Source organism: Bradyrhizobium sp. USDA 4486, from assembly GCF_054057995.1.
In genome coordinates, this window is the sequence record NZ_JBSRZV010000001.1 from 5,038,672 (window position 1) to 5,055,663 (window position 16,992).

Annotated in this window: 10 protein-coding genes and 1 pseudogene; 3 read left to right on the plus strand and 8 right to left on the minus strand. The window is 58.8% G+C overall.

Translation table 11 applies throughout. The features are described from left to right. The first annotated feature begins 2,791 nt into the window (after positions 1 to 2,791). On the plus strand, positions 2,792 to 3,073 hold the full coding sequence (locus ACVWY3_RS24060) for a helix-turn-helix domain-containing protein (RefSeq protein ID WP_035730210.1): 282 nt from the start codon (positions 2,792 to 2,794) through the stop codon (positions 3,071 to 3,073). 159 nt (positions 3,074 to 3,232) lie between these two features. Then, positions 3,233 to 4,141: a LysR family transcriptional regulator gene (locus tag ACVWY3_RS24065; RefSeq protein WP_456843443.1), complete on the plus strand. Its 909-nt coding sequence runs from the start codon at positions 3,233 to 3,235 to the stop codon at positions 4,139 to 4,141. Between the two features lie 243 nt (positions 4,142 to 4,384). Here ACVWY3_RS24065 and ACVWY3_RS24070 read toward each other — a convergent pair whose 3' ends face one another. The 3 genes from ACVWY3_RS24070 to ACVWY3_RS24080 all read right to left on the minus strand — a co-directional run bounded on the left by ACVWY3_RS24070 (position 4,385) and on the right by ACVWY3_RS24080 (position 5,599). Then, positions 4,385 to 4,921, minus strand: a complete 537-nt coding sequence (locus tag ACVWY3_RS24070; protein WP_456840677.1) for a DUF2285 domain-containing protein — start codon at positions 4,919 to 4,921, stop codon at positions 4,385 to 4,387. Between the two features lie 46 nt (positions 4,922 to 4,967). Next, positions 4,968 to 5,162, minus strand: coding sequence for a transcriptional regulator domain-containing protein (locus tag ACVWY3_RS24075; protein ID WP_456840678.1), 195 nt, complete (start codon positions 5,160 to 5,162; stop codon positions 4,968 to 4,970). Positions 5,163 to 5,329: 167 nt separating this feature from the next. Further along, positions 5,330 to 5,599: a DNA -binding domain-containing protein gene (locus ACVWY3_RS24080; protein WP_456840679.1), complete on the minus strand. Its 270-nt coding sequence runs from the start codon at positions 5,597 to 5,599 to the stop codon at positions 5,330 to 5,332. 621 nt (positions 5,600 to 6,220) lie between these two features. Between ACVWY3_RS24080 and ACVWY3_RS24085 the strand changes: the two genes are divergently transcribed. Further along, positions 6,221 to 6,502 carry a helix-turn-helix domain-containing protein gene (locus ACVWY3_RS24085; protein WP_456840680.1) on the plus strand — a complete coding sequence of 94 codons (282 nt, stop codon included), beginning with the start codon at positions 6,221 to 6,223 and terminating at the stop codon, positions 6,500 to 6,502. Positions 6,503 to 7,408: 906 nt separating this feature from the next. On the opposite strand, the gene ACVWY3_RS24090 is transcribed toward ACVWY3_RS24085, so the two are convergent. The 5 genes and pseudogenes from ACVWY3_RS24090 to ACVWY3_RS24110 form a co-directional block, all read right to left on the minus strand. Continuing rightward, positions 7,409 to 8,284, minus strand: coding sequence for a TauD/TfdA dioxygenase family protein (locus ACVWY3_RS24090; protein ID WP_456840681.1), 876 nt, complete (start codon positions 8,282 to 8,284; stop codon positions 7,409 to 7,411). 2,764 nt (positions 8,285 to 11,048) lie between these two features. After that, positions 11,049 to 11,402: a hypothetical protein gene (locus tag ACVWY3_RS24095; RefSeq protein WP_456840682.1), complete on the minus strand. Its 354-nt coding sequence runs from the start codon at positions 11,400 to 11,402 to the stop codon at positions 11,049 to 11,051. 775 nt (positions 11,403 to 12,177) lie between these two features. Next, a pseudogene (istB, locus tag ACVWY3_RS24100) lies at positions 12,178 to 12,922 on the minus strand (IS21-like element helper ATPase IstB). A 9-nt stretch (positions 12,923 to 12,931) separates the two neighbouring features. Continuing rightward, positions 12,932 to 14,470, minus strand: coding sequence for an IS21 family transposase (gene istA, locus ACVWY3_RS24105; RefSeq protein ID WP_456843444.1), 1,539 nt, complete (start codon positions 14,468 to 14,470; stop codon positions 12,932 to 12,934). A gap of 829 nt (positions 14,471 to 15,299) precedes the next feature. Then, positions 15,300 to 16,973, minus strand: a complete 1,674-nt coding sequence (locus ACVWY3_RS24110; RefSeq protein ID WP_456840683.1) for a hypothetical protein — start codon at positions 16,971 to 16,973, stop codon at positions 15,300 to 15,302. Between the last annotated feature and the right edge of the window lie 19 nt (positions 16,974 to 16,992).

A 16,992-nucleotide genomic window follows, 5' to 3' on the forward strand; every position in this document is an offset into this window, starting at 1 on the left:
TTGATGGGAACACATATGTGTCCGACCTGTCCGTAACCTTACGATGCAAGTACTGCTTCCCCAAACACCCAGATCTGGTAGTGCCGATTGACAGCACTCTTATGCGATAGTTACGCGGTGGCGCGCGTTAGGTCGCAGACCGATGCTGGTGCCTCGAACCGATCGGAGTCGATGGCGTTGGCTGCACCTCGGAAAACGGGGCAGCGCGGGTCCGGAGCCATGTGATATCGCCTCGTCTTGTCGATGGCCGGTGGACCATCCTGAGCTTTATTCGCGCCTGATGAACCCGCTCCTCGCGACTGGCCGTTAATTGGGAAAGGTGATCCACTGCGACTTCCTGCCGCTGTGGGCATGCGGTCAACGAATGTGTATTCGTCATTTCAACTCGCCGGCCGACCACCTAACCAATTGGACACGCGATATAGCCAGGGCAGCAAAGCGGCCCGCCCACAACACGGGTCCGGTACGGTCGACAGCGCGTTACGCAGTCTGTTGCGGCCTTCGCGAAGATTAAGGCCAAGCGAATACGAATTTGGCGCGCACCACCCAGTCTCTTGGGACCATCCTTCAACTGAGCAGACTAACAATGCATTATCATGCTGTGCGCACACGCATGCTCTAAGACCAGTTTCCTGGTCGCGATGACCGGGTTCGTTGAAGTCTGTACTTGCCCTGCCTAGACCGCAGAGAAGATCCTTTGTGCCAGGCTCGGGAACGATCGGTTTCATTTTTGGGTGTGCGCGCTGATCGGGCGGTCAGCGGCGGTCAGTGAGCATGTTCCGTAATCGGCCACAACAGCTGCTGTTCCTTTGTGAATTGCCGCGCAGGTTTCGTCAGCTTTTGGAAAGCTAGCGTGAGTACAGAGCCGCTAGGGTTAGCGAGGCGTGGTAGAGACAGCGCCATTACCAGAATGGGACAGCGCCGAGTCACGTTCCTGCTAACCTCAATCTGCAGCGCAGGCGCGGCAGGGACAGCCCCCGATCAAGTTCCAACCGATCGGCGCCGAGTCGCGCCCGCGCTGCTACCGGTGTGGGAGAAACGAGCCGCACTGTCATGCTTTTCCAGGCACGGACACCCGCTCCGCTCGTGCCGAGGGAGATTGACGACGTTAAATTTAGCGGCGCGCGTGGTCTTTCAAGCCATCGCTTCCATGCCTCCCGTCTTACTCCGCCAACATTCTTGGGCTCTGTCATGAGCCGAAGCGTGTAAGCCTTTGTCGCGCGACTTTGGCGTGCCGGGCCTCTCCAAGTTTTCGCAACGCACCGGACCAGCTTAGAAATACCAAGCGATCTGACCAATTCAGGTAGGTGATTGGCAGTCGTTCTGAGTCTACAACTTGGCAGCACCCTACAGGGGGGCAAAGTGTCAGGCCGGATACCGAAATCGGGCAAGGCCGGCACTAAAGTTAGCGGCGCGTGGCAGGGACAGCGCTTTCCAGGGATTGAGCGCCGAGTCACGTCGCCGTTAACCTTTTTCGCCCCTGGCACACTAGGGACGGCGTCTTTGAAGGCTTGCCCACCAGTCCAGCCAGGTGCCCTGCGGTACTTCTCAAAAATGCGACTTGGTAGCGCCGTGACGAGCTTGCCCCTCACGGGAGCAAAGGTGGCCAGCTTTCGCTGACCACAGGGGCTCGCGGCATCTGCCAGGCACAGCCCTTTCACCGTTTCACTACCCGATCGCCGAGCCACCGGCTCGTTGCGCCAGCATGCCGGCTAGCAGGAGCAGTATCGGATTCTTTCCATGGCGCCAGTCACGTCTGCGCTGCTCTGCCGTGTTCTGCAACAACTCTTTCCTGACACCCTCGTCGCTCTTGGCACCGCTATCGAAGTCTCAGCTGAGTGACCTTGTCGTATGCCGGCCCGCGGCGTTTGAATGGTCCGGACCATGCCCAAGCCGAAACCTCTCAGCTTGCCTCAACCGCGCGCCCAATCGCAATTCCTTCGGGCTCATACATCGTGGATAACGATACGCGTGGCCATCTGTTCGACTTGATCGTAGCGAATCCAATTCGCGACATCTCGCCGCTTTCCCTCGCGGTATCGCCCGCGCGTTCCAATTCGACACTACGAGACTTTGCTCTCTGGACGCCACTCTTGTGCAGTCAATGGCTGCTGCCAAAGTAGCTTACGACTTGCCGTACCGCGTTTGATTTGAACCGGTCGTTGTACTTGATAACCCGACCGGCGCGCATCCCTTGAGCCTCAGCTAAGGGAGTTCGCGGTCGTGCCTCTTGAGCGGGCGAGAGAACCTAAAACTCCGTATCATGGCTGATGGCGGCCTGCGTAACGTCAACAAAGATGTTGTACCGGTAGACGAAATTCTCAGAGTCCGTGGAATGAACGAGATTAGGGTCGCTGAAACGCGCTGTCTGCGCTGATCCAGGCCTAAAGGCCGCTGTAACTTTGGCTGAACAGCTGTCGCTGCGGTCGCGATAGTTTGCGTCGGCTCATGTCATCGGAGCTGCAACTCCAGTTCATTGGATGGAGGACCATCGCCTCAGTCAGCATCTTTGCTCGCCTCGAGGCCGTTCGTGCGAGTTGGACAGCGGAATCGAACCCCGCGGCAGCAGTTCGGGTGAGCGCCGGTCATCCCCTGCAAAACCTGCGCCGCCGCGAAATTGATAGACCGTCGACATACCAGCGCTTGTGCGGGCCGACCCAGTAGCGTCCGGGAAAGCCGATACGTTGGCAGGCATGGGATAATTCGATCCTAAAAACCTTCCAATTTGGTGATATTTTTAGGTAGGTTATAGCCAGTGGTTTGATGACCATCGAAATGGCTGCTTTCGCGCATGAGAGCTCGTGCGCTTGTGGCTTACAATGTGCGCCGGATCCGCGTCCAGCGCGGTATTCCGCAAGAGCAATTGGCTTACGATGCGGGAATTGATCGCTCCTACATGAGCGGCCTTGAGCGCCAACAAGCGAACCCGACAATCGATCTTCTCGATCGCCTTGCCGAGACCCTCGGCGTAGCTGTCTCCGAGCTGTTTGTTCGGCCATCCAAGGGCGCGCCGCCACCTGCAACCTTGCCTAAAGGTCGCAAGCCGAAGCCGGCACGCGGCAAAAGGACTTAAGCCCCAGACAAACACCAGCTGAGACGCAGATCTTGTCGCGGTACCGGCGCAGGATCACGCTTCCACGAGGATTTCATGCGTTGCCGGGCCATGATTCGCAGCGATGCGGCGTTGGCATCGAATAATGTGATGGATCTTCATTTGGCGCCGGAGGGGGCAATGGCGGCTCAAGACGATGAAGTCCCTTTAAATGCCATCCGCGCATTTGTGACCGTCGCCCGCGAAGGCAGCGTCACGCGCGCGGCCACCGCTTTGGGAACAACGCAAAGTTCGGTCAGCCGGTATTTGGCTGTGCTGCGGGACTATCTGGGTGCTGACCTCATCGAGCGGCGTGGACGGCGCAGCGATTTGACCGAGTTCGGCAGGCTATTCGCAAACGCAGTGTCTGAACCGCTCGAAACTGTCAGCTTCACCGCGAAGAGAATGCGACGCCGTGCAGGCGCAGGAACGAATCGGATTGTGGTCCGCACGTCATTATCAACCTTTGCTTTCTCTCTTCTTATTCCAAATCTGCAGGCTTTCACTTCTGAAGCGGGTGGCGTTATCGTGGACATCGTCAGCTCGCTGGCGCCGCCGACATCTTCGGATGATTTCGATATTTTGATTACACGCGATCTTTCCGTCATAGAACCCGCCGACAGTTGGGAGATCTACAAAGAGGAGCTGGTGTGCGTCGGCCCGCCAAACCTCGTCGGGGGTAAAGAGCTCTCGATTGTCCGCTCAACCCCTATATTGAACATCACATCCCGCCCCGACATCCTGCCGACATGGCTGAGGGCGATGAACCTGTCTTCAAGCGACATACGAGCGGGCGCGCGGTATGATCACAACTATCTTGCTTTGCCGGCGGTCATGACAGGAAAATGCCTTCTTGTCGCGCCGGAAATCATCGTCAGTGACCTCGTGCGAGGGGGCGCTTTGCAAATCATCCCTGGCACCCGCGCTCCAAGTGGCATGCAATATCGCGCCTATGCCGTAGATCGCAGCGCGCACCCCGAGATCGCACGTTCTTTTTGCCGATGGCTGGCTCGTCTCTGCAAAAAGGTCGCACCTGCGCAGGCTGCCTGAGGTCTAGCGGTGTCCCTCAATTCGGCTCAGCAGGAGATCAACGCTCAACTCTAGGGCGCTCAACTTAAGAAGACTATTCGAGCACAGTCCTCAAAGTCTTGCGCAGATGGCGCGCTCTGGTGCAGCAATCAACACGCCAAAATGAGAGATCGTAGCGCAAAGGTTCTATCCTGGCCGCCATCGTGCCATGGCAGAAGAATTGGCAGGCAAACGGAGGTAGGCCGTTTATCGCGCCGCAACCCTTTACTTGTCATCCCTGCCCCTGCGTTTGGTGAGTAATGCTCGCCAGCGACGGCGCATGAGGCGCCGCCCCAGCTTAACAAGTCGGATCGTTCGGCTGCGCAAATCGTCTGTTTTCCAGCCGCGCTCGGCAATACGAGGGCTTCCAAACAGGCCCTGCGCGATTTGGCGGTAGCTATTTCCTTCCTGCCATCCATCCACCGCGCGCAGCGCAAGGATTAGCCGACGCTGCTTCAAAGCAGGTAAAGCAAGAGGAGGCATTCCGAGCGCCCGACGCTCAAGGGCGAGCCAAAATCGACGTGCGGCCGCCAGGCGAAGCTCGAAATCGGCATCGAGCGGCAGATCAACGACGACAGCATATCCGCTCGCCGGAAGCTCTCTTAGCCAGAGGCGATGCTTCGTGCCCCCGAGCGGCACGATCGCATGCCAACCATCCGCCGCACGGTGAAGCTCGCTGCCCGGCAGATTGTCGAAATCGAGCTGATAGGTTTTGGGCGCAAGGCAGTTGGCCGCCCGCACAGCCAGTACGGTCGGCAGCACCTCGGGTGCCCAGAAGACTGCTTGCTTGTCGAAGGTCTTTTGCGGATCAGCAGGAAAACGAGAGCCCCCACTTGCGTCGGAACTCGCCCGCCGCTGCGCCTGAACGTCCGCGGCGAGATAGCCGCTTATAATCCTCTTGGTAGTCGCGATCCCGGCGCAGCCACTCCCAGGCCAGGTCGGCAGCATCCGCCTTCTTCAGGCCGCTGTACGCTTCCTCAGATCTCCAGTCAGTATTCGGCATCGCACCTTTCCCGCTCAATCTTCCGGCGCGGCGGAATGCAGCCGATGATTGTGGCCGTTTCCAGCTGCCTGCTTACCGTGTGCGCGTCGCGCACGTACTTAATCGATGGAACAATCAACTTTTGCGATCGCGAGGCATCTCGGCGCCCCTGACATCCGGGCTGATCATTATTTTGGCCAACCGCTACGTAGCAGATCGCGATAGCCGTGGCCCGCTAGCCACTTGGCCCGAGTGAGATGACTTTCGAACGTGCGTCGCGCACGATCCGGTTCAACGGCGGGGTCAAGCCCAAGCACAATTCGCGCGATCTCGCGCCAATCTGCCTTGTCAGCGTCCGCATCAAGTAGTCGCATGTAGGCGACAGCGTGCTCCCTGTCATATGACGTGAGCTCGTCGACGCTGGGCGCCAATTCTGCGACCTTCGGCTCGGCTGGCACTGCCTGAAACTCCTACCCAGCTGAAAAATCTACCGAAATCAGAGCAACGATAACTAATCTGACCTCGTTTTGGTACCCGTCCAATGGTCGCACGCCGACCCTCCTTTTCGCGCTGAGATGGCAATCGCATATCGGCTCACACTGGCTGATGGCTCCGTCCTGCGCTTTCCCATTTTCATCGCAGTCCATACTGCAAGCGATTGCAGATGTGCCCTGTAACTGCTCGCCCTTGCTGTTCTGTTCCTAGGGGAAGGCATGGTGCTCCGTGGTGACCGGCCCGGTCGTACTCGTGAAAGGCAATCACCAGAACCGGCCAACTGGAGAATATTCGTTTCTGTTTCGACCCACAGTTGAACATTCTTCCTATATAGTCGCGCCACTCGGGAAAACGCCGCCGGTACTCTGAGCGCTATTTCTTTGCTGCTTATCGCAAGCTATTGCCCCGCCAGAACGCTTGTGATGGTCAATGAGAAGACGGGTACGCGCCAGCTGCGTCTGCATCTCACCGTTGGCTGATTCCTCGAAGCAATTGAAGAGGACAGCCACTACTGGTGCGAGCTTATCGTAATAGTCTGGCTATAACCAGTGGTTTCATAATCATCGGAATGGCTGCCTCTGCGCATGAACGCTCGTGCGCTTGTGGCCTGGAACGTGCGCCGGATCCGCGTAGAGCGCGGCATTCCGCAAGACCAATTGGCCTATGATGCCGGGATCGACCGCTCATACATGGGGCGCATCGAGCAGAAGAAAGAGAACCCGACTATTGATCTCCTGGAGCGCATCGCCTCGACTTTGGGTATTCACTTGTCTGAATTATTCACACAGCCGGCTAAAGGTGCAATGCCTCCCAAGCCGATGTCCAGAGGGCGCAAGCCGGCACGGCTTCGCCGAAACAAGACGTAAATATTGAGCGAGCAATATTTCGGCGAACGCTTGGGCGGAATCGAGCCGGAGCGGCCCACGTGCTTCATCGATCTACAGCGGACGGTTCCGATCTCCTGCTCCAACCGATGTGGCCCCAGCAAGCTTCCTCTTAGCGCTCCATCGGAGCGGCCTGTTATAAGGCCGAGCATTCTTCGAAATGAGGTCGCGCCGCTCGCGTAAACCTACCGACGACCGCTTGAACCCGACGTTTTCGAAGAGCCTGTTTGGGTCGACGGTACGGTTCGGGTGATGGCAGCGCCCCAACCGGGAGTCCGCGAGGTATGGAGGGACTTTGCTATCCTGCTGCGCACGAGCATGGGCGCATATGCGTCCTCCAGAGCTTTCGGTTGGAGGATCAAGCTGGTGTTCGCCTCGAGGGTGGGACCTTTGCGCTGGACGAAGATCGGAAGGGTGTGGCTCCCATGCAGTGCCGCAATTCAGGGGCTACTGGAAAGGCTCGACCGACGGTTTGTTTATGGGACAACTAAGACGCAGGCACATCTCGAGCGGGATAGTTTCAGCCGACGCGGGCGCTGTGGATCAAGGCCATCCGACGCGTCGCGAGATGGTGGCGAATATGCTCTGAATTGGGTGTGAGCTACGCCGGACCTGACTATCCCGATACGATCAAGGGGATGCAGCTCGACGAGCGAGAGCCAACGGATGCATCAGATCATCAAAAATACAGCGTCATCGGTTTGACCGCCGAGCAGAGACGATGCCTGAAGATTGATGCTGTTGCGCCTGGAAGAATCCTAGCAGGTGGCAGTTGCGCCCGTTAGCCGGTCCTCGCGCATAAGACGGGCCGCTCTGCTCGACATTACAGGGCCGCAACTTAGTCTTGGGTCTCCAGGCGTTGACGTGATCCGGGAGGTGCCGATGATGTCAGGCAGCCTTTGCCGCCCTTGATTTTGGCCTCTTCACGTGCGGTACGCGGGCGTCCATCGCAAGCTGATCCATCATCCAATGAGGGCTGCTGGATTTGCCGACAGGATACGGCTCCGTGGCGCGATTGTCCCAGATTACGACGTCGCCTGATTTCCAGTTCCAGCACAGGGTGTTCCGGGGCGCAATGAGATAGGATTGCAGCCGTTCAAACAGTTTTTGGCTGGGATAGCGCTGCAGGCCGACGAAGTTGTTCACAGAACGACCGAGCGATAGCATGCGTTCGCCGGTCTCGGGATGAACACGAACAATCGGATGTGTCGTTTCGTAGATCGTTGCAGTGGATACGCCCCACCAAGGCCGCTTGTTGGCTTCGGCGGCCCTCTCTGTCGCAGTGAGATCAGATGCGACGAAGCTCACAGCCCAGAGGTTATCGGCGAGCATCCGCAAGGGATGGGGAAGATCAAGATAAGCGGCCGCCCTGCTCGACCAAGCAATGTCGCCGCCAAAAGGCGGGACCGCTGCGAGCCGAAGCACCGAAATGGCTGTGCGGACCCGCTCATCGTTCATCTGGTTGAGATGACTGCAGGCGGGATCAGACAGCTCCTGCCGGATCGTTAAACCGCCCATTGTGTCCGCGATTGTGGGATTCAGTATCAGCGAGCCGAGCCGGAGCACAAAACGCTGCTGCTGTGCATCGTCGAGATGTCCCTGGTCACGGAAGAAGATGACCTTATACTCTAGCAGAAGCCGCCTGAGCGCTACGATGACATCGTCAGGTAAATCGTCCGACAGCGCAATGTTCTTGATTTCGGCACCAAGCCGCTCCGCGTGCTTGACGATGTCTGCTCGCGGAATGACATCTTCAACAGCCATTGTTCCACTCATGACGACGCCTCTTTCTGTAGATGTCTAAACAGGTTCAGTGGTGGTCGCGTCTGGCGACAAACCTGGCAAAACCATCTTGATGCTGCACACTCGAATTATGTGAGCGTGGGTCACCGCGCCGCAATTCCGATACACACCACCAGCATCTAAGAATCCGACTCCGTTTGCGTATCGACACGCCTCGTGCCGTTCTCATCGAAGGACACTCGCATATGAGGCCAGCAGATCGATTTGCAGCCTGATCAACAGTGCCGATCATAGACGCAATCCATGTCCAGTCGATGAAACGAAACCAGCTTTCTTTTTGAGCTCGCGCGACGTTCGCGTCGTCTCAGAACTCATGCTTGGAAAATCCTCGAACAACGACTGCCTCCTGCCTCCATCCTGCACGGCATCATGCGCACGACGAAGGTTGGAACTGGTTCGCGGCATGCACTCGCAAGCGGATAGTACCTGCCGCCCCGAAAGCGAAATCTACCTATAGATGTATATCACAGAGACAGCCACTTCAACGGGTTCGCAATCATATTTTTGCGACTTGTTCAGTCAGCGACTTTGTTTCATCAGCTGATCACTGCTCTCAGCCTTCGACTAGCGGCGGAAGGGCAAAACGCGGATGTTGCAACTTCCGATGCAGTTTAACAACGGACTTAATCCCTCGATTTTCCAAATTTGCACTTGGCACGAATGCAGGTGTCCCGGGGTAACCTGCCTTTGGTTCTGCATGGAGACGTAGACTTTTCCTACGGAAAGCGTGCCATTTGGCTTTGTGGCAGTTGAGTGGATAATAGAAACAGAGCGCCGACATATCGCTCCTCTGAGACAACAAGGCGTCTTTGCGCTCTCGGACTGAAAGCGGCAAATTCCGGCTGGCGATTTTGCCTGACGATGAGCGACACGACACTGAAGGGCACGTCGGATTTCAGGACATAAGCCGGGATTTATCTTTCTCTCGATCGCTCTCTCTTACTCACCTCAACAATGTGAAGCACGTAAATGTCAGATACTATCAAGCCGCGTGCTCACGATCGTCGATATTTTTCTCCCGCTTCTCGCCGGTGCTGCAGCCACAGTTCACCTTTGAGCAACAGTTTCTCGGCACTTTGACCAGCGCGCAATTCTTAATTTGCGTCGTGTGCGCGACTCAGACCTGCTCTCTGTACGAAGCAGATGGAATGCAACGGGCGGGGAAATGATCGTACGCGCGGAGGCCATTGTTGCGTTGCTGCTGAACCCGCTGGGGTCTCGGAAGCGTTCGCTTCGCGTCACCACAGGCACACAACGCATATCATGCAGCGAGGTCAGATACTAAATAGTCGACAGCTATGCCGAGATGTACGCTCGTAGTCAGGGCGTTAGCGACGCACAACGGGCGCGACGTTGCTTGACCTCAAACGAGACCGCCGAAACCGACCGGCCATGCGCTTTTACCATTGAAGAGGTAGATCGGCTCTCCCGAACGCATGGCGTCTGGCGCTCACGCCGGAAGCTCGGCCAAATGACGGCGGGACTGTATTTTGCAACCTTGAGGGGCTGGTCCGGCCTAGCATCCGCACCCGGATCTGGTGGCACGAGCACAATGAATCCATCGCGCCGCCGGATTTGGGCCCCATGGCTGCCTAGGTCGGCGCGAAGGGTCATCCCGGGTGGGCGCAACACCGGGAGTTTTCGATGTCCGGCTATTTGCGATTGTGCTTCGTCAGTCTCGTTCTTATTGAAATTCTTTCGACGGCGCCTGCGTCCTCCAATCCTCTCACCGATCTCCTCAATACTGCTGCAGCCCAACCTTCGGTGAGCTCTCCGCCGCAAGCAGAATGCGTGGGACGCCCTGGCAACTCGGCTCCCGACGGCCAACATTGGGTCTATCGACTGGAGGGGCACCGCAAATGCTGGTTCCTGACCGAGGCTGCCGCAAAGGTCAAGAAGATCGCTCGTCGCGCGCCCAAAGCTACCACTGCCAGTTTGGACGAGAGCGGGACCGCGCGGCCCAGGCAGAGCGGAATACTCGATGCGCGCGCGGAGTTGCTGCGCTCCACACCGGGCTTGCCTTCTCAGCCGCCTCGGCCAGAGCTCAAGACAGCTGATGCTGACCCTGATCTCGGTACAAGCACTGCTCTGACATCGGCAGCTCTCATCGCTCAGAACAGTCGCCGGCCCCCGCCCAGCCAAATCGATGTTGAGCAACTTCTCGCGGCGGCGCCGCCAAACGATGTGGCAACTTCGTCAGGACCGCCGAACATTACGACGGGCGTGCGCCTCGCGGAGGCTAGTAACGAGGCGGCGAGCCGGACGGCAACTTTGGTCGCCGTACTGCTAATCGTGCTAGGCATGCTCTCGATATTGAGCTCGAGCCGCTCGCTGCGACACGCGGTGAGATTCCGCTCCTGAAGCGCGAGCAGCGTGAGTTCCAGCGCTGGTAGAGCCGAATTACCACAAGTACAAATGTTCCGCACGCCTGCGCTTACTTTGACGCAGCCTTCAACGAACATTCGAGTACGATGGCGTCTCCTTTGGGTGGTTCATCATGCGGCACAGAGTGTTCGTGATGGACTGCAGCCGGCGAGTGATCTGCGCCGCGAAGCTCGACTGCATCGATGAGCAGTCTGCGAAATGTCGAGCCGAGCAAAGGTATGGCGAAGCACGACGTTGAGCTTTGGGAGAAAGATCAGCTCGTTGCTGTCTTCGAGGTGCAACGTCGAGTAAGAATCGAAGCGACCATCTATCTTGAATAAAGGACCGTCTCGCCGCCGAGCTAGCCCGGATACCCCAACGATCCGAGAGGCGACATTCTCGCTAGGCGGTTAATGGACGTCTCGGTCCAACTCTCGCAACAATCGATGCAGAAGTCGCTGGCGTGATTATATTGTGCGCGGCCGTCCAGGATCTGATGAGCCAGTGGTGACATTAGGTTGCCCACGGCCTCAGAGCCAATCAGCTCGGCCCGTGATGACCACAACTCCAGCAGCCCATCGGGAATGTCGTCGCTTGATCCAAACAGTTTCAGGAGCCGGCCTTCGGCGGCACCGTTATGATCATGGTGGGCCTTGGCCGCATAAAAGGCGAACAGGCCACGAAAGGCATCACGGGAAACGGAAGACTTAGCCATCGCAATGTCCCCCACTGATTTTTCAATGAATTTGCAAATCTGGAGTTGGACGGAAACTATTCCCTCGAAATCCTCACACGAAGAAGATTCTACAGCAGAGCGGGAATAAGCGGCAAGTCCTTAATCCATCTTAGATGCGGCTCAGTGCCGGGGCTTTTGAACTGTCCGGTTGCGGTTAAACCCGGCAAATTCGGATGTTGTTTGAGCGCCCTCCTTGTTGAGTCACGTTGAGCGAAGGCCGCGGCCCTGAACGCCTAGCTGGAGCTCAGGGCGCAGCGCAAGGGCGACGGTGCGTCCCGCTCTGCATTTGCGGCGAGACTATCCTCCACCATGGTCGGCTCGAACAGCCAAAAAGCCGAACTGTAACAATGATTAGCCGAAGAAGTGCGTGATGTCATTGAGTGAAGTGGCCAAGATTCACGAGTGCGGTGCAGCAGCGGATCGGAGCGTGCTGCAGCGACGCCGGATCGTCTGCAAAGGTCGACCTTGCCCGAACAGATCGTCTCATAAACTACTTGCGGATTCCGATGATCTCGCCCGGGTGTACCGATTTGATCTCGCCCAGGATTCCGAGATGATCTCGCCCACCATTCCGATTTGATGTCGCCCGGGGCGCGAGGCGTTCTGGCTGTCTGGTTTCTGGCATCGACGAAGCCGCGTGGTCAATCTTGAATCGCGGCTCGAAGGACTTGTTTTTTGCTGCTCTTGCTGTGGGCATGTGGGCAACGCCCTTCGCGTTGTCCAAGCGCAGCGGCATGTCCACAGTGCCACGGGCTCAGGTCTTTCGGCCGGGCTTACGGGTTCGCCGCAGGCTCTCGCCGTTGAGATCGATCCGGTGAGCATTGTGGACCAGGCGGTCGAGGACGGCGTCGGCGTAGGTGGGATCGCCGATCAGCGCGTGCCATTGGCCGACGGGGAGCTGACTGGTGACGATGGTGGAGCGGTGGCCGTAGCGGTCCTCGAGGATCTCCAGCAGGTCGTGGCGGGCTGCGGCGTCGAGTGGCTCGAGGCCCCAGTCGTCGAGGATGAGGAGATCGACACGGCCGAGCGCGCGCAGCAAACCGGGGATGGCGGCCGTCGCCGCGCGCCAAAGCGAGATCGCTAAACAGCCGCGGGACGCGCTGATAAAGCACGGAGCGATTGTCGCGGCAGGCCTTGTTGCCGAGCGCCGAGGCGAGCCAGCTCTTGCCAACGCCGGAGGGTCCGCAGATCAAAAGGTTGGCGTGGTCGTCGATCCATTGCCCTTCAACCAGCATCGTCAGCAGGCTGCGGTCGAGGCCACGCGGGGTGCGATAGTCGATGTCCTCGACGCAGGCCTGCTGACGCAGCTTGGCGTATTGCAGCCGCTTCGAGAGCCGCTTGTCGCGTCGTAATGACGCTTCGCGTTCGAGCAGCAGCGCAAGCCATTCGGCGTGGCCGAGGCTTGCGGCCTCGCCGCCGGCTTCGATGTCGGCGAAGGCCTTGGCCATGCCATGCAGGCCGAGCGCGTAGAGTTGATCGAGGGTCGGATGCGTGAGCAATGTGATCTCCTAATTGTAGTAGCGCGGCCCGCGGATGTTGGGATGAAGGATCGGCGCGTCGTCCGCGGAGCGCTTGGGGGAAGGACGCCGATCGAGATTGTTGGCAAGGATCGATTTGACCGAGCCGTAGGTGCGTGCGCCAATATCGATCGCCCGCAGGGCGGCGGCATCGAGCCGCTCTTGCCCGTAGGATCTGGCGAGCCGGATGATGCCGAGGCAGGCGCGGAAGCCCTGCTCGGGGTGCGTGCGTTCATCGAGGATCAGGTTGCACAGCGCCGCGGTGGCCGATCCGATCGAGGCGGCATCCTTGCGGATGCGCTCGATGGTCCAGCCGGCGTAGCGCCGATGACTGGACGCCATGTGTTCCGGCAGGGTGGTGTGCTTGTGGTTGCCGCTCATGCGCTGATGCGCGGCGATCCGCTCACCCTTGTGGAATATCTCGACGGTGCGAGCCGTGAAGCGCACCTCGACCTCGGCGCGGACGAAGCGATGCGGAACGCTGTAATAATGCGCCTCGACCTCGACGTGATAATCGATGCTGACCCGGCAGATCCGCCACTCGGCGAACACGTAAGGGCTCTCCGGCAAGACCCTGAGTGCCGGCCGGTCGATCTCCTCCAGCAGCTTGCGGCGGGTCACGCCGAGCCGCCGGATCGGTCGCTCCTCGTTGAGCCGGGTCATTAACTCGGCGATCGCCGCGTTGACCTCGGCGAGGCTGTGGAAGGTCCGATGGCGCAGCCGTCCGAGCAGCCAGCGCTCGACCATGAGGACCGCCTGCTCGACCTTCGCCTTGTCCCGGGGCCGCCGTGGCCTGGCCGGCAGAATGGCGGTGCCGTAATGCGCCGCCATGTCGGCGTAGCTGCGGTTGATCTGCGGATCGTACAGGCAGGCCTTGATCACGGCGACCTTGGTGTTGTCCGGCACCAGCAGTGCCGGCACGCCGCCGATCGCCTCGAAGGCGCCGACATGGCCATCGATCCAGTCGGCGAGCCCCTGCGTCCAGGTCGCCTGCGCGTAGGTGAAGCTCGATGCGCCGAGCACCGCGACGAAGATCTGCGCAACTCGCCGCTCGCCGGTGAACCGGTGGATCACCACCGGCACGCCGTCGCCCGCATAATCGACGAACAGCTTGTCGCCGGCTGCATGCGACTGGCGCATCGTCACCGACAGCCGGCCTTCCCAGGCCCGGTAGAGCTCGCAGAACCGCGAATAGCGATACCCGCCGGGTTCGCCGGCGATGTACTCCTCCCACAGGATCGCCAGCGTCACGTGCTTGCGCCGGAGCTCGCGGTGCACCGCCGCCCAGTCCGGCTCCGCCTGCCGGCGATGGCCACGCCGGGTGCCGAGACCGGCTCCCGTGCTGGCGAACAACCGGGCTTCCAGCACAGCGTCGGTGATGTCGTCGGGCAATGGCCAGGTCAGCCCAGCCGCCTCGAACCGGCGGATCGTCAACCGCACCGTCGAAGGCGCTGTCCCCACCCGCCGCGCAATCTCGCGGGTCGGCATCCCGGCCGACTTCAATCTGATCACATCGCGCACATGGCGCATCGCAAACCTCTCCGTCGGCATCCAGGTCCCCCTTCGCAAAGCCGAAAGGCGGGACCGTAGCGGAGCCAGAAGAGGCCTCGTCACCCCGGGTTCGCTCTTGCGATACCCCGGGCGACATCATCCCGGAATGGTGGGCGAGATCATCTCGGAATGGTGGGCGAGATCAAATCGGAACGGTGGGCGAGATCATTCCGGAATGGTGGGCGACATCGAGCGGAATCAGCAAACTACTCTCCTGAACAAAAGTCCTCGGGGCGCCGGCATGCCGGAATTTCCGCAGAGTAGCCGAGGTCTTGACGGGTTCGCACATTTTGCGATCGTGCTGAAAAAGCGTGGACGGAGCAGTTGGAAATGGGCCGTCAACGCAGCAACCGGACAAATTCTTATGTCAGGCTGGGAGCGTACGCGAGCGGGAGCTCGTTACAAAGCCGATCGCGCGCTCTTTTTGCTCCTTTGCTCTAGTGATTTGGGCCGGCTCGAAAGCGGCGCAAACCCCTTAGAATAAGCCAGTCAGGAGGTTACCCTTTTCTGGGACATTTTATCGGCTTAGCTCGCTACGCACCGCGACGATCCTGTAGCGCAAGCGAAGGCGATGCAGGCATGCGTGAACTTGCCAATGCGTCTGGACTCGGTGCGAGCGCTGGATATGACCTACAAAGCACCTCCTGGAATGACGGCCGGACTGCGGAGCGACGAGGGCAAAGGTGAGTACGTGGAACGGCTTGCCAAATACCTCAAAGAAAAGGTCGAGAAGACGAATGGCCTCGGCGGGTTATTCAAGTACAGCATGCTCGCTCGAACGATCTTCTCTATAGGCCAATCAAATTGCCTATCGATCCTCAAACACTTTGTGAAATCCAACCTTCGGCTTTGTCTTTCCCCGTCTCATTATCCCTCGCAGAGGACCTGTCTCGACAGGAAAGGACAAAGTGCAAAGATCATCGACTCCAGCCCCCCCAATGATGAGAGCTCCTCCATGGCGCTCTGCAACGACGCGGCTGCAACTGACGCCTGTTGAATTACCAACTCCGTAGACCACGACGTCTTTATCGATTGTCCCGTGCGCGCGGGTCGCCTGCCCCTTCACGGTGGCGAGAAACTTCGATCCACTCACTCGGGTATGCAAAGTATAGTGATTGGATTGACCGCTCTCAGCAGCGCCGATCAACATTTGTCCGAGCGCAGTCCTTATCGAAGAAGAAGGCGCGCGAACCTTATCCGTCCGACCGAAAACAAGCGTCACCTCAACTTTTTGATTGAGAGCGCTAACTGCCTGCACTGTCTCATTTACGACTTGCCTGGGATCGAGCCATTCGCGTCGAGCGTCCTCAGGTTCAACAAGGTCAGCTGGATCGAGAAGATGCCTGATCGCAAGCTGGATGCCGCCAAGATCGCTCTCGAGCTGATGGAGCTCCTCGGGAACGCCGCTCGAAGCTTCAGAATTCTCAAGAACCTGAATTGAGTGGCGCAGACGATTGTTCGAGCGAACCGCGGCGTTAGCGACCTGATCGCGAAGCTGCGCGTTCGCAATCCTGTAGGCCCGCAGTCGCTCCTCCGACTCCGCTAGCTGTCGCTGCAGGGTTGCTTCCGCCTTCGCCGCTATCTCCAGCCGGTTCTCAAGATCCAAAACGGCTTCCATTCGAGCCGAAACATCCTGGGCAAAAATGATTAAAGTCCCGTCCGGCGATCGCTGGTCGACGAACTGGATCCACTTCTTCTCTTCAGTATTGACGTGCCAGGTGGAAGGCGTGAGCCGTCGCTCGGCGCGAGCCGCCTTGGATACGGCCAAACTCCACTCGGGAAATGGCGGCAGCTGCGGCTCACTGCCTGTTAGTTGTTGGAAGGCAGCATTGGTGCCAACTGGTTTGTCCTCGCCGCTCCATACTGCGAGAGCGAATGGAGAGTTGGACCACCAATCGTTAGACTGATCAGCGCTTTGGATGAGCAGATCAAGTTGCTCGACCGCGCGGAGGCCTAGCTGCGTAAGCGCAAAATTCGCCTCCTTTCCCGAAGACGAACGCGTGATAAAGCCTTGAGCGACTAGCGCGCCAGTCACCCGAGATAGATTAGCCTCTGCTAGGCCCACAAGCTTGAGCAGGACGCTTCGCTTGATGGACTTGCCGGCCTGCGCGATGGCTTTCAGGACCGCTTTCGAGTGCCTCCGACTAGGCAACTCGTCAGCGGGTTGGAATTGAGCAAAACGCGACGACTGCGAAAGAAGCTCCGCGTACCCCTCAATTCGCTCAGCCAACTCTGCAGAGCCGTTACGGATGAGGGCGGCCGCGTGCTGAAAAACCTCGAACCATTGAGGAAGCTCGCCGCTAAACGATCGCGCCGTTAGCGTGTTCCAAATGACATCCCGAAGAGCGTCGTAAACGCGGTCCTCAAGTCCTGTTTGATTTAGCAAGGCGCCGCGGATGGTCGCCGTCGCCTCAGCAGGCGTTGCATCGCCCCTGCTGACCCGGTCCAGGGCATTCTCCAACTCCCTGACTTCCGCTGTCATTTCGCACATCCAAGACGGT

What these genes read in the sequence shown, in the direction of transcription:
- ACVWY3_RS24075 (WP_456840678.1), bottom strand. Translation starts at nt 5,162, where the DNA reads ATGCCGAATACTGACTGGAGATCTGAGGAAGCGTACAGCGGCCTGAAG.
- ACVWY3_RS24110 (WP_456840683.1), bottom strand. Translation starts at nt 16,973, where the DNA reads ATGACAGCGGAAGTCAGGGAGTTGGAGAATGCCCTGGACCGGGTCAGC.
- ACVWY3_RS24085 (WP_456840680.1), top strand. Translation starts at nt 6,221, where the DNA reads ATGAACGCTCGTGCGCTTGTGGCCTGGAACGTGCGCCGGATCCGCGTA.
- ACVWY3_RS24095 (WP_456840682.1), bottom strand. Translation starts at nt 11,402, where the DNA reads ATGGCTAAGTCTTCCGTTTCCCGTGATGCCTTTCGTGGCCTGTTCGCC.
- ACVWY3_RS24090 (WP_456840681.1), bottom strand. Translation starts at nt 8,284, where the DNA reads ATGGCTGTTGAAGATGTCATTCCGCGAGCAGACATCGTCAAGCACGCG.
- ACVWY3_RS24065 (WP_456843443.1), top strand. Translation starts at nt 3,233, where the DNA reads ATGGCGGCTCAAGACGATGAAGTCCCTTTAAATGCCATCCGCGCATTT.
- istA (WP_456843444.1), bottom strand. Translation starts at nt 14,470, where the DNA reads ATGCGCCATGTGCGCGATGTGATCAGATTGAAGTCGGCCGGGATGCCG.
- ACVWY3_RS24060 (WP_035730210.1), top strand. Translation starts at nt 2,792, where the DNA reads ATGAGAGCTCGTGCGCTTGTGGCTTACAATGTGCGCCGGATCCGCGTC.